The following is a 14,397-nucleotide window of genomic DNA, read 5'->3' as shown; positions in this document are numbered from 1 at the left end:
TTTTACTCCTTATTTAATATACTTTTTAGCTTGTCTATAATAATTTTTTTTCTTTCTTCTATAAAATTATTAAAATTTTCCAAAGATAAATCAACATCAGGAATTAAGTGTTTTCCTAAAAATTCCTTTCTATTTCCATTACATTTTTCATTTACCCATTGCTTTAAAGGTTTGTTATTTTTAGATTCATTTTCATTTGCATCAAGCATTTGTAAATTTGGTAAAGAATCATAAATATTAAAAGAAATACAATTATCTGTAGCTTTATAAAGTTTTTCATATTCTTTATATGCGGACTCTGGATGCAAATGATCTTTATGAAAATTATTATTTTTATAATCTAAATTTGGATAAAGTAAAGATAACACAGCAAACGCTTCAGGACTATTTTTACGGCATTCTATGACATTATTTTCTAAATATTCTTCATCTATTGTTTGTATATATTTTGCCTCTTTTTCAATTTCTTCCAATGGAAATAATTCTATTTCTCTATCAAAAAAGCCACTATTTTGCTTAAAATCTTTAATAAAAGCTTTACGCATGTTAGACAATACCGTATCACTACTTCCACCAAAAGGCTTTAAAATAATTGCCCTTAACAACCATTTTTTTATTATAGCTCTATTTTCATTACACTTGACAGAATCTACTATATTATTTGTCAAATTTTTATGATAAATAAAATATAAAATGGGTAAAATAGCATTATTTGATGAAAGTGTTTTTGCTTCAAATCCAAAACTTCTAAGCAATCTAAATGTTTCAATAAAAGCATTTTTTATGCCTTCCCATTTAGCTTCTATGGATTCTATAAAATTTTTATCAAAACTATTGATTTGAAATTTAATATTGTTATGGAATAAATATAAAAATCCTTTAAGGATTAAATCTTTAGAGATATCGAAATTTTCATTAATTTTATCTACAAGATTATTTATTTCTGTTCTTGCATCAATTTTATTCCAATTTGCAATAGCAATACTAAATAAAATATCAGAATAATCAAGAGGCTCACCATTTGAATTAATTCTAATAAAAATATTAACCGCTTTATCTGGATCTTGTTCTTCTTCTAAATAGAAATTAATTAAATTCTTATCAAATATCTTTTGATGCAATAGATCTAATCTATCTTCTTCATTTTCGTTTAAATTAAATTCTTTTGCTATTTTTCTTACTCTTCCTGAATCATATTGATATAAATACTGACACTTAAACCATTTTTGCTGATATTTATCAATATAAATATTTTGTTCTTTTGTTTCTAATTTATCAAGCCATAAAAATTCATATTCAATATTTTCATTTTCTGGTTTCTTGCTTTGAGTGAGATTAAAATAAAAATGACAAATTTTAAAATATCTATCATTGTTCTCCCATTTATTATATGATCTGTGAATATCATAATTTCCAAACAAAGCAAAATAAAGCGAAGTTAATCTTTGTTGTCCATCTAAAATCGCATAAAAATCTTTATGGTTTGAGGTGTTAAAATAATCATTATGCGTATGATACGATTCACGATAATATTCTAAAAATCTATAAAATTTCCAAGCTGTCTTGCTTTCATCTTTTACTTTCCAAAAAAGCATAGAACTTATAGGATATCCTCGTATTAGTGAATCAAATAATTCTTCTATCTGCCAAGGCTCCCAAACATACTCTCTTTGAAATGCTGGAAGTAAATATTCATTGTTTTTTATTCTTTGCATTGCTTCATTAATTGTTATTGGTGATTGAAATCCTGCCATTTTTACTCCTTATTTTTGTGTGATTTTCAAAAATGCTGCTAAATTTGGATCTTTTTCATTTTTACAAAGATCAAGCATTTTTAACATCTTTTCATAATCTCTTGGCATGACTTTAAAAAAGTCTTTTTTATCGAATTTTTCTAAAATATCTTTAGCCTTTTTAGAATCTGTATAAGTGATATGTTTTTCTATCACAGCTTTTAATTCTTTTTCATCCTTAGCATTAAGATCTTTAATATCCACAAGCTCGGTATTTACATGAGCTTCATTGTGTCTTCCAAAGATATAAACAACGCCCCCACTCATACCAGCAGCGAAATTCGCACCCACATCTCCAAGAACTACAACTTGTCCACCTGTCATATATTCACAACCATGCACGCCTGTTCCTAAAACCACAGCCAAAGCCCCTGAATTTCTTACACAAAATCTTTCCCCTGCTATACCATCTAAATACACTTCACCTTTTGTAGCTCCGTATAAACAAGCATTTCCTGCGATGATATTTTCTTCAGGTGAAAAAGTGGCTTCATTTGAAATTTTTGCTATGATTTTACCACCACTTAAACCCTTGCCTAAATAATCATTGCTATCGCCTATAATCTCAAGTTTAATACCCTTTAACAAAAACGCTCCAAAGCTATTGCCTGCATTGCCTATAGCTTTGATATGGATACTATCTTCATCTAAAGCATCTTTTCCATAAGTTTTTAAAATTTCACTTGAAAGCATAGTTGCAAAAGTACGACTTTGATTTCCTACTTCTAAAGAAAGTTTGATAGGCTCTTTTTTCTCCACAGCATTTTTACAAAGTGGTAGTAAAATTCTATAATCAATCGTTTTTTCAAGTTTATTGTCTTTATAATCTTTAAAATGCACAGCGGTTCTATTATAAGTAGGCAAGGATTTTAAAATTTTATCTAAATTTAGCTTTCCTGCTTTACCTTGCACACTTTTTTGGCGGAGTTTATCCACGCGACCTATCATATCATCTAGGCGTTCAAAACCAAGCCTTGCCATGTATTCTCTAAGCTCCTCAGCTATAAAATACATGAAATTAATCACATCATCTACTTTGCCTTTGAAACGATCTCTAAGTTCTGTATCTTGAGTGGCTATACCAAAAGGACAGGTATTTAGATGACAAACTCTCATCATTGTACAACCTAAAACAATCAAAGGAGCGGTTGCAAAACCAAATTCTTCAGCTCCTAAAAGTGCTGCTATGGCTAAATCACGCCCATTCATAAGCTTTCCATCAGTTTCTAATCTTACCCTATCTCTAAGCTTATTTAAGATCAAAGTTTGATGCGTTTCAGCTAAGCCTAACTCCCAAGGAATTCCAGCATGCGGTATAGAAGTTCTAGGACTTGCACCCGTACCTCCATCATAACCTGAAACAAGGATTAAATTCGCGCCTGCCTTAGCCACACCTGCAGCAACCGTTCCTATGCCATTTTCGCTTACAAGTTTTACTGAAATTTTAGCGTCTTTGTTCGCATGTTTTAAATCATAAATGAGTTGAGCCAAATCCTCAATAGAATAAATATCATGATGAGGAGGTGGGGAAATAAGCGTCACACCTGCAGTAGAATGTCTAGCCTTAGCTATCCAAGGATAGACTTTAAAGCCCATTAATTGTCCGCCCTCACCTGGTTTTGCACCTTGAGCGACTTTGATTTGAATTTCTTTTGCATGACTTAAGTAGTTTAAATCCACGCCAAAACGCCCACTTGCTACTTGCTTAATGGCTGAGTTTTTATCCACACCCTCTTTGATTTCATAGCGTTCTTCATCCTCACCACCTTCACCTGAATTTGATTTAGCACCTATTTTATTCATAGCCTGTGCTAAACACTCGTGTGCTTCTTTAGAAATAGAACCATAACTCATCGCCCCTGTTCTAAAGCGTTTAACTATACTTTCTACACTTTCAACCTTATCTATACTGATAGCTTCACTAAAATCAAATTCCATCAAAGAACGCAAATTAACTTGTTTTTCATCTACTAAAGCCGAGTATTTTTTAAAGCTTTTATAGTCTTTGTTGCGACAGGCTTGCTGAAGATTAAAAATCACAAGCGGATCGATTAAATGTTCTTCTTTAGCACTTCTAAAACCATGAATTCCTTTAGAATCTAAAGCCTTATGTGTATCGTTAAAAGCATGTTTGTGTAAAGCAATGAGTTCTTTTTCAAAATCTTCTAAATCCATACCTTCAATGCGTGAAGTTGTAGAAGTGAAGTATTTATCAATCACCTTAGAGCTTAAGCCCAGACATTCAAAAAGTGCAGAGCCATTATAACTTTGCAAGGTAGAAACCCCCATTTTAGAAGCAATTTTGACTATACCACTTGAACTTGCCTTGATGAAATTTTCTACCGCCTTTTCATAACTTAAATTTAAATCTTTATTGGCAATGAGTTTTTGTATACTCTCATAAACCAAATAAGGATTAATAACAGTCGCACCATAACCTAAAAGACATGCAAAATGATGAATTTCTCTAGGTTCACCACTTTCGATGATAAGACTTGTATGTGTTCTTAAATTTTTTCTTACTAGATGATTATGCACTCCAGAAACAGCAAGCAAAGCAGGGATATAAGCGTTTTTTTCATCCACTCCTTTATCGCTTAAAATGATAATAGAAACACCTTTTTTAACCTCATCTTCTATCTTAACGCAAAGTTCATCTAAAGCCTTTTCTAAAGTTTTTTTAGAATAATCATAAAGTATAGAAAATTCTTTAACTTGAAATTTATTTAAAGCCTTAACTTCAAAAAGTTCTTCATTGCTTATCACAGGCAAGGCTATTTTTACGCGTTTTGCATTGTTTTCATCGGGTTTTAATAAATTGCCTTCGCTTCCTAGATAAATCCTTGTAGAAGTAACAATCTCTTCTCTTATGGCATCAAGAGGAGGATTAGTTACTTGTGCAAAAAGTTGTTTAAAATAATTATACAAAGGTTGATAAGTTTTAGAAAGTATAGCCAAAGGAGTATCTACACCCATAGCTGCTATAGCTTCTTTACCATTTTGAGCCATAGCAGCCACGCTCATTTTAAGCTCATCATAACTCCAACCAAAAGCTTTTTGAAGTTTTAAAACCTCATCTTCTTTTAAAAACTGATGTTTATAAACTCCGCTTTTTTGTTTTTCAAGTTCAACTAAATTTTTAAGCCATTTTTTATAAGGCTTAGCATTAGCATAATGCTCTTTGATTTCATTATCAGCTATAACCCTACCTCTTGCTGTATCAACGAGTAAAAGTTTTCCAGGTTCTAAGCGTTTTTTAGCTTTGATATTTTTTTCATCAAGTTTTAAAGCCCCTGTTTCACTTGAAAGTATGAGCATATCATCTTTTGTAAGATAATACCTTGAAGGACGAAAACCATTTCTATCCAAACTCGCCCCCATAATCACTCCATCAGTAAAAACTATAGCAGCAGGTCCATCCCAAGGCTCCATCAATAAAGAATGATATTCATAAAAAGCACGCTTTTTGCTTTCCATATTTTCATTTTTATGCCAAGGTTCTGGCACCATCATCATAAAAGCTTCTTCTAAAGTACGACCATTTAGAGCTAAAAATTCTAAAGTATTATCAAACATTGCAGAATCACTGCTAAGCTTAGCTATGATAGGAAAAATTTCATCTAAATTTTCAAAATACTCACTTTGCATCAAGCCTTCTCTAGCTCTTATGCTATCAACATTTCCGCGTATGGTATTAATCTCTCCATTATGCACCATATAACGGTTTGGATGGGCTCTTTCCCAACTTGGGAAGGTATTAGTCGAAAAGCGAGAATGCACCAAAGCGATGGCTGATTTCATATTGACATCTTTAAAATCAAGATAAAAATCGCTCAATTGAGTTGAAAGAAGCATTCCTTTATAAACTATGGTGCGTGAAGAAAAACTTGAAAAATAAAATTTTGGCACATTAATAGCTCTTTTTTCTATAAGTCGACGCGTACTATAAAGCACTCTTTCAAACTCAAGTCCTGCACTTATTTTACTTGGTTTTTTTACAAAGGCTTGTAAAAAATAAGGCATAGCTTTTAAAGCACTTGCACCTATATCGCTAGGATTAAAAGGCACTTCTCTAAAACCTAAAAATTCAAGTTTTTTATCCTTTAAACCTTGTAAAAATATTTCTTTTGCTTCTTCTTTTGCATCAGTATTGGGTGATAAAAACATCTGTGCTACAGCATAATCACCCTTTTTAGGAAGTTCAAAACCCAATTCTTGAGTTTTAAAAAAATCATGTGGAATTTGGATTAAAATCCCCGCCCCATCACCTGAATTTTCTTCAGCTCCTGTACCACCTCGGTGTTCAAGATTCATCAAAATTTCTAAAGCATCACAAATAACCTTATAAGAAGCAATACCGCGTATATTAGCAACTGCAGCGATACCACAGGCATCGTGTTCGTTCTTTGGGTGATATAAACCTATGCTTTGATTATTTTCTAGGATATTTTCTAAATCCATTTTGCTCTCCTTATAAGACTGATTTAAATTTTGTTAGCTTTATAAGGATTATAGCATACATTTTTTTAAAATCGATATAATTTTTATCTTAAAAATAAATAAATTAAAAAATATTTTAATAGATTTGCAAAAATTATAAAAACATGGCGATAATACTACCTAAAATCAATAATGGACCATTATAAAAAATAAAAGTTGGTATGCAAGTATCTTTAATGTGATCGTGTTGTTTATCAGCATTTAATCCTACAGTAGTTCCCATGGTTGTTTCACTGGCTGGACTTCCTGCATCTCCTAAAGCTCCTGCTACTCCTAAGATAAATATAATAAGTGCTGTACTAAAACCAAGCTCCAAACAAATAGGACAAAAAAGCGTAGCTATGATAGGTATAGTTCCAAAAGAAGTACCTATACCCATAGTGATGATAAGTCCTATTAAAAGCATGAAAAATACTGCTAAAAATTTACTTTGTTCCATCCAAGGAACGACTGAATTTACAAGATCTACTACTGATCCACTTTCTTTTAAAACTTCTCCATATCCTGCAGCAACAAGGATAACAAAAGCTATAAAACCCATCATTTTAAGCCCATCATCAAAAACTTCATTGACTTTTGAAAATTCAACTCCACCCAAAATAACCATTAAAACAAAACCCAAAAGCCCTGATAAAGGTAAATTCATAGTCAAAATTTGCAAAATTAAAGTTAAAACAAGCCCAGCTAAAACGCCCCATTCCTTACGCGTCATTTCAAGATTTTCTAAATCCACTTTAGCAATTTCTACTTCTTGATACTCTCTTGGCTTACGATAAAACACAAAAAGCGCTAGAAAAAGTCCTGCTATCATACAAATAGCAGCGAAATACATAGTATTTGTAACATCATTTAAAGATGCACTTACATTATTTGCATTTAAATTATCTTTTAAAAGATCTTGAAAAGTAAGCCCAAAACCTACTGGCAAAACCATATAAGGCGTAGTAAGTCCAAAAGTTAAAGCACAAGCAACCGCTCTACGATCGATTTTAAGTTTATTAAAAAGACTTAAAAGAGGTGGAATCAACAAAGGTATAAAAGCTACATGAATAGGAATTAAATTTTGAGAAAAACAAGAAATCAAAGCTATAGACAAAAGCAATAAATATTTTTTATGAGATATAAAATGACTTACTATCTTAATCAAATATGCAGTTAAATTTGTCTTTGAAATCGCTGCGGCAATGGCCCCTAAAAGTATATAGCTAAGAGCTGTTTTTAAATTTTCTTTCATTCCGCTTATAAGTATATTCATAGTATCTACGAGTTCAAGATGAGAAAATACACCTGCAACAAGAGCTGAGATCAAAAGACTCAAAAGTACATTAAAACGAAACAAACAAAGTAAAGTCATCAAAACAACACTGATAATGATAGGATTAGTAAGTAAAGTCAAAATCATTCCTTAAATAATTTTAAAAATTTAATTGTAGAAAAAACTTAGTTAAAATGTAATAAAACTCGAACATATGATGATTTTATTTTAATATGTAAAATTATAAAAATAATTAATTTTTTTAATTTAAATAATTAATATAATTAATTATTTAAATTTTTAAAATTTATAATAAAATAAAAGATTATATAAATATTTAAGGATATTTCAATGAAACAGAACGATCAAAAAGAAAATCGTAGAGACTTTCTAAAAAATATAGGACTTGGTTTATTTGGCATTAGTGTATTGTCAAATTTTTCTTTTGAGAATTTTTTAGGAAGTAAGGCTTTGGCAAAAGAATTGCCTGATTTTAAAATAGAAGGTAAAAAAGATCTTATCTACCATGGCGAAAAACCATTAACAGCAGAAACTGAAATTTATGCTCTTGATTCTGATTTTACTAAACCTGAAAATTTCTTTGTTAGAAATAATGGCTTACCACCAAGCCTAGAAACGATAAAAGAAAGACTTCATAAAGGTTGGACTTTAGAAATCGATGGAGAAAGCATTATCAATAAAAAATCTTACACCATAGAAGATTTAAAAAAGAAATTTAAAACCTATACTTATGCCTTAACAGTTGAATGCGGTGGAAATGGTAGATCCGAAGTTATACCTAGCACAAAAGGAACTCAATGGGGTTATGGTGCAGTAGCTTGCGGTAGATGGACAGGAGTGCGTTTAAAAGATATTTTAAAAGATTGTGGCATCAAAAATGATGCGGTTTATATCGGATATTATGGCATAGATACAAAATTAAATGGTGAAGAAACTTCACCTATTAGTAGAGGAGTTCCTATTTCTAAAGCTTTACAAGATGAAACTCTAATAGCTTGGGCTTATGAAGGCAAAGATATTCCTTTAGTCAATGGCTATCCACTTAGACTTGTTTGTGGTGGTTACCCTGCAAGTACAAGCGGTAAATGGCTTTATAAAATTTCAGTAAGAAATAAAATTCATGATGGTGAAAAAATGGAAGGTTCTTATAAAGTTCCTGTAAATCCGGTAAAACCAGGAGATTTTAACTATAAAGGCGAGATGAAAATCATAGAATCAATGCCTATAAGATCTGTAATTACTAATATCAAAAATGGTTCTGAAATAAAAGCAAATAAAAAATTTGAAGTTAGAGGTAAAGCTTGGGCTGGAGAACTTGAAGTTAGTGAAGTTTATGTAAGCAATGATTATGGCGTAACATGGACTAAAGCAAAGGTAGAAAAACCATTAAATAGATTAGCATGGCAAAAATGGAGTGCTCAAATATCAATACCAACAAAAGGATATTATGAAATTTGGGCAAGAGCTATCGATAGTCAAGGTAACAGTCAACCTATGGTTTTAGCACAGTGGAATCCAGGAGGATATATCAATAATGCATGCCATAGAGTTAATGTTTATGGAGTTTAAGTATGAAAAAAATTATATTGATCTTAGCATTGTTTTTAAGTGCAAGTTGGGCTCAAAATCTTGAAATTAACCCTGATACAGGATTGATTATCGATCCTGATTCACCTTTAGTGGAAGCAAATTGTTTAGCTTGTCATGGATCCAATCTCATTACCAATATGCATGCAAGTAGAAAAGCTTGGTTAGCAGCTATAAGATGGATGCAAGATAGTGAAGGACTTTGGGAAATAGAACCTGAAGATGAAGAAAAAATTTTAAATTATCTTGAAAAATATTATGGAGAAAAATACGATACAAGAAGAAGAATTCCTCTAGCTATACTCTTACAAAACAAAACTCATTGAAGAAATCATTTCTTCAATGATAAATTTTTACACATCCAAATGCTTTACATCTTTAGCGTGCGCTTGGATATAATCGCGTCTTGGTTCAACCTCATCACCCATAAAGAGATTAAAGGTATCATTTGCACTTTGTGCATCTTCAATAGTGATTTTTAAAAGTCTTCTTACGCTTGGATCCATTGTGGTTTCCCAAAGTTGCTCAGGATTCATTTCCCCTAAACCTTTATAGCGTTGTATAGTAGCACCTTTTTTAGCATTGGTTTCAACATCTTCAAGAACTTCTAAAATATCTTTATCAAATTCCAAGCTTCTATCTTTAATCTTATCAAAAATATAACTCGCTTCTTCATATAGTGGATGAGTGAAAAGTTCTTCATTGATCACAAGTTCTTCTAAGCCATTTTGAGTTTGAACGAAAGCTCGAATTTCATTTTCGTTGATATAATGATTTAAGATATTGTGTCCTTGTGTTTCTAAAAATTGTTTGATTACACTAAATAATTCTTCATTATTTCCTTTAACTAAATTTGAATTTTCTATCATATAGCGTATCACAGAAATCACATTAAAACGCTTTTCAAGATCTTTTAAAATCGCACGATAAGCTGCAACGATTTTTAAATAATCTTTTAAATCATTCATTCCTATACCTTCATAGTTTAAACCTTCTATTCCCGTTTCTATCAGGTATTCGCTCAAAGCTTTTTCATCTTTTAAATAAATTTGCTTTTTAGCTTTTTTATAAAGATATAAAGGTGGTTGTGCTAGATAAATATGTCCATTTGCCACAAGTTCATTCATAAAACGGAAGAAGAAAGTTAAAAGCAAGGTTTGTATATGAGATCCATCAACATCCGCATCTGTCATGATGATGATTTTATGATATCTAAGTTTTGAAAGATCAAAATCTTCACCTATACCACAGCCAAAAGCGGTAATCATATTTTGAATTTGCTCAGATTTTAAAATTTTATCTAGTCTTGCTTTTTCAACATTTAAAATTTTACCACGCAAAGGCAGTATAGCTTGGAAAGATCTTTCTCTACCTTGTTTTGCAGAACCTCCTGCAGAATCCCCTTCCACAAGATAAATTTCACTTTCACTTGGATCTTTACTTTGACAATCAGCTAATTTCCCTGGTAAAGTTCCTACGCTTAAACTTTCTTTTTTGCGCGTTAATTCTCTAGCTTTTTTCGCTGCTTCTCTTCCTCTAGCTGCCATTAAAGCTTTATTCATTATAGCTTTAGCTTCGATAGGATTTTCTTCAAAATATTTAGTCAAATACTCAAAACTTGCTTTTGAAACTATAGGACGCACATAAGTTGAACCAAGTTTTCCTTTGGTTTGTCCTTCAAATTGTGGTTCAGGTACCTTTACACTCACAATAGCGATCAAACCTTCACGCACATCATCACCCGTGATTTTATTATCCTTTTCTCTAGCACTTGCATTTGCTTCTATATAGTTACTTATCACACGAGTTAAACCCATTCTAAAACCAGCTTCGTGTGTTCCACCATCTGGGGTTTTAATATTATTTACAAAAGAGAGTAAATTTTCACTATAAGTATCATTGTAAAGCAAAGCTACTTCAACATTCACATCTTCTTCATCTACACTAAAGAAAATTGCTTTAGTTAAAGCTTCTTTTTTATTTAAGTCTGTAACAAACTGAGAAATTCCACCTTCAAAGTGAAAACTTTCATGTTTGCCTACGCGGTTATCTTTAAAATTTATAGTGATTTTTGGATTTAAGTATGCAAGTTCACGAAATCTTTTAGCCAAAATTTCATAATCAAATTCAGTCACTTCAAAAATTTGATCATCAGGCCAAAATTCTATAGTTGTTCCTGTTTTTTTACTTTTTCCTATCACACCAAATTCACTGATAACTTTACCTTCTGAAAATTCTTGACGATAAATTTCTCCATTTCTTTCAACTGTAGCTACAAGTTTTTTAGAGAGTGCATTTACAACCGAAACCCCAACACCGTGCAAACCGCCTGAAACTTTATAAGTATCTTTATCGAATTTTCCCCCTGCATGTAGGACAGTTAAAACAACAGTTAAAGTTGGCATATTTTCAGTTGGGTGCATATCAACAGGAATACCACGACCATTATCACTAACTATACAGCTTCCTTCAGTAGTGATTTCTACATCTATAGTATCGCAATGTCCTGCCATAGCTTCATCGATAGAATTATCCACAACTTCATAAATCATATGATGAAGTCCGCCTATGTTTGTATCTCCTATATACATACCTGGGCGTTTTCTAACAGCTTCTAAGCCTTTTAGGACTTTAATATTACTCGCACCGTAATTTTCTTGCATATTTTTCCTTTATCTTTTACTTGTTTTATTACAAAATCATAGGCATGATAATCATTGATAGTCCTTGGGATTTGACTATAAATGCTGAATTAGGTTCATTTACACTTAAAGTGAATTTTTCTTCTTCTATAGAAGTTAAGAAATCAAGTAAATGTTTGATTTTTATAGTAAGATTAAATTCTTCACTTACTCCTGTTTGAATTTCAAGTTCTGTTTTTGCTTCCATATTGTCTAAACTTATACCTTCAAAGATGATTTTATCTTTGTTAAAATGAAGTCTCATTTTTTCAGTTACAACGCTGATTTTTTTAAGACTATCTATAAAATCTTCAGTTGAAAAACTGAGTTCTTGTTTGAAAGTTTTTGGTATAACTTTTTCATAATCTGGAAATTTATCATTGATAAGTTTTGTAAAGAATTCAAAATTTTCATTTTTGGCAATAAGCATATTTTGATCATAAAAAATTTCTATTTTTTCATAGAAAAGTTTTTGCATTTCCATAATAGCTTTTTTAGGGATACTAAAACTAAATTCTTGATTATTTGCTTTTTCTAAAGTATAGATTGCAAGTCGTTTTGTATCAGTTCCTACGAAGTTAATTTTATCTGTTTTTATATCTAAAAATGCACCATTTAAGGAGTATTTTGGGTTGTTTGTATCAATACTTGGTAATATCTTTTTAAGAGAACGGCTTAAATCACTTGAATCAATGTCAAATTGGTTTTTTCCTTCTGTATTTGGAAAATTTGGAAAATCTTCATGATTAAACATAGGAAGTTTGTATTTTGTGCTTTTTTGTCTTATAAATAAGAAATTATCAATGGTTTCTAAAATAACTTCTTCATTATTTAAGCTTTTAATAACATCTGCAATACTTTTTGCGTTTGCAGTAGCAAAACCACTTGATTCTACGCGGATTTTTTTTATCTTATAGTTGATACCTATTTCATAATCACTAGCTCTAATAAGAAGTTTATCTTCATCAGCATGAAAAAAAAGATGAGAAGTAATAGTGCTTGAGTCTTTTTTTTCTACATAAGCATTACATAAAATCACTGCAGATTCTAAAGTATTTTTATTGATACTTAACTTCATTTTTTCTCCTTGGTTTATTTTAATTTTAAATTCGTTGTAATAATAAGCTTGTTGAAATTGTGAAATTCTTCAAAGCAAAATAATCAAATTTGTATTTTATCATACTTTGCTTAATTTCTTTTTTTCACACTCTAGAATTTATTTTTCACATCCTTTCACTTAACTTTGACTTTTAACAAGAATTTTATTTTTAAGTTCTTCGATTTTTGCTTTTAAAGAACCATCATTTTCTATCATTTCTGTGATTTTTTTAACATTATGTGAAATAGCTGTATGATCTTTCATTTCAAAATAATTCGCAAGTTGTGGCATAGTCAAAGCCGTAAGTGCCCTAGCTAGGTAAATCACAATGCGTCTTGCTGTGACTATATTTTGAGTTTTTTTATTGGATTTCACATCGCTTGGTTTGATGTTAAATTCTTTACATACCAAAGATAAAATGTCATCTATAGTGATATTTTCTTTCTTTTCTTTGATATGATCTTTCATCACACTTTTGGCAAGTTCGAGTGTGATTTCTTGTCCTAGTATGGTTGCATAAGCATTTAAACTTATGATGATACCTTCGATTTCTCTTATATTATCCCCTAAAGAAGTAGCGATATAGTTTATAATATCATTAGAAAGATTGATATCGTTAAATTCACATTTTTTTCTTATGATGGCTATTTTTGTATCTAGTTGAGGTGGAGTTATATCAGCTATGATCCCATGTGCAAAACGACTTTTTAAGCGTTCGGTTATACCTTTTAGCATGTTGGGTGGATTGTCTGAAGTCATGATGATTTGTCCATCGTTATTTTTGATTTCATTAAATATAAAGAAAAATTCTTCTTGAATTTTATCGGTTTTTCCTAAAAACTGTACATCATCTATAAGTAAAACATCGCAGTTTCTATACTTTTCATGAAATTTATCTAAAGAACCATTTTTTAAATTTGAAGTAAAATCGTTGATGAAATTTTCACTGGTAGCGTAAATAACTTTTTTTCCCATTTCTAAGCTTGCATTTCCAACTGCTTGAAGTAAATGTGTTTTTCCAAGTCCTGTAGGTCCATAAACAAAGATTGGATTATAAAGTTTTCCAAGTTTGTCTTTATGTGCTATGGCTTTACATGCTCCATAAGCGTATTTGTTAGAATCCCCTACAACAAAACTTTCAAAAGTAAAAGAAGGATTTAAAATCGTGCTTTGTGCTTTTATATGAGCTATGTCGATTTTTGTGCTTTTGTTGCTTTGTTTAGCACTTTGTGCTTGTATATTTATGATGGCTTTATTTCCGCTTTGCACTTCATAAAAATGCGCGATTTTTTTGCCGTATTTTGTTTGTATGAATTTAGCCATGAGTTCATTTGGAGCATTAAAAACTAAAAGATCTGCTTTGCTTTGTTTTTCGTTGAATTTTAAATTTGATAAATAGTTTTCGTATTCGTTTTCACTTAATTCTTTTTTTAAATTTTCAAGTATTTGGCTTGGATTCAT

At 30.9% G+C, this 14,397-nt stretch carries 8 protein-coding genes; 2 read left to right on the top strand and 6 right to left on the bottom strand.

What is annotated here, in order from left to right:
• Positions 1-2 precede the first annotated feature (2 nt).
• The 3 genes from FBF02_RS00040 to FBF02_RS00030 all read right to left on the bottom strand — a co-directional run bounded on the left by FBF02_RS00040 (position 3) and on the right by FBF02_RS00030 (position 7,695).
• Positions 3-1,754 carry a DUF262 domain-containing protein gene (locus FBF02_RS00040; protein WP_002853121.1) on the bottom strand — a complete coding sequence of 584 codons (1,752 nt, stop codon included), beginning with the start codon at positions 1,752-1,754 and terminating at the stop codon, positions 3-5.
• A gap of 9 nt (positions 1,755-1,763) precedes the next feature.
• Positions 1,764-6,254 (bottom strand): glutamate synthase large subunit, encoded by a 4,491-nt coding sequence (gene gltB / locus FBF02_RS00035; RefSeq protein WP_002853155.1) that lies wholly within the window; start codon positions 6,252-6,254, stop codon positions 1,764-1,766.
• Between the two features lie 133 nt (positions 6,255-6,387).
• Positions 6,388-7,695, bottom strand: coding sequence for a Na+/H+ antiporter family protein (locus tag FBF02_RS00030; RefSeq protein ID WP_002864082.1), 1,308 nt, complete (start codon positions 7,693-7,695; stop codon positions 6,388-6,390).
• A 204-nt stretch (positions 7,696-7,899) separates the two neighbouring features.
• Here FBF02_RS00030 and FBF02_RS00025 point away from each other — a divergent pair, with 204 nt between their 5' ends.
• Both FBF02_RS00025 and FBF02_RS00020 read left to right on the top strand, forming a co-directional pair.
• Positions 7,900-9,138 (top strand): sulfite oxidase, encoded by a 1,239-nt coding sequence (locus FBF02_RS00025; protein WP_002853131.1) that lies wholly within the window; start codon positions 7,900-7,902, stop codon positions 9,136-9,138.
• 2 nt (positions 9,139-9,140) lie between these two features.
• Entirely contained in the window at positions 9,141-9,482 is a 342-nt protein-coding gene (locus FBF02_RS00020; RefSeq protein ID WP_002853099.1) for a monoheme cytochrome C, read from the top strand.
• A gap of 27 nt (positions 9,483-9,509) precedes the next feature.
• Here the strand turns inward: FBF02_RS00020 and gyrB are convergent, their stop codons facing one another.
• From gyrB to dnaA, 3 genes are all read right to left on the bottom strand, one after another.
• Positions 9,510-11,819, bottom strand: coding sequence for a DNA topoisomerase (ATP-hydrolyzing) subunit B (gyrB, locus tag FBF02_RS00015; RefSeq protein ID WP_002858833.1), 2,310 nt, complete (start codon positions 11,817-11,819; stop codon positions 9,510-9,512).
• Positions 11,820-11,847: 28 nt separating this feature from the next.
• On the bottom strand, positions 11,848-12,915 hold the full coding sequence (gene dnaN / locus FBF02_RS00010) for a DNA polymerase III subunit beta (RefSeq protein ID WP_021034163.1): 1,068 nt from the start codon (positions 12,913-12,915) through the stop codon (positions 11,848-11,850).
• A gap of 159 nt (positions 12,916-13,074) precedes the next feature.
• Positions 13,075-14,397, bottom strand: a complete 1,323-nt coding sequence (gene dnaA / locus FBF02_RS00005; RefSeq protein WP_002853144.1) for a chromosomal replication initiator protein DnaA — start codon at positions 14,395-14,397, stop codon at positions 13,075-13,077.

It is taken from the genome of Campylobacter sp. CFSAN093226 (assembly GCF_012897595.1).
Taxonomy (GTDB): Bacteria; Campylobacterota; Campylobacteria; order Campylobacterales; family Campylobacteraceae; genus Campylobacter_D; species Campylobacter_D jejuni.
Note: the sequence above shows the minus strand (reverse complement) of the source record. Positions and strands in the feature narration are given on the sequence as shown.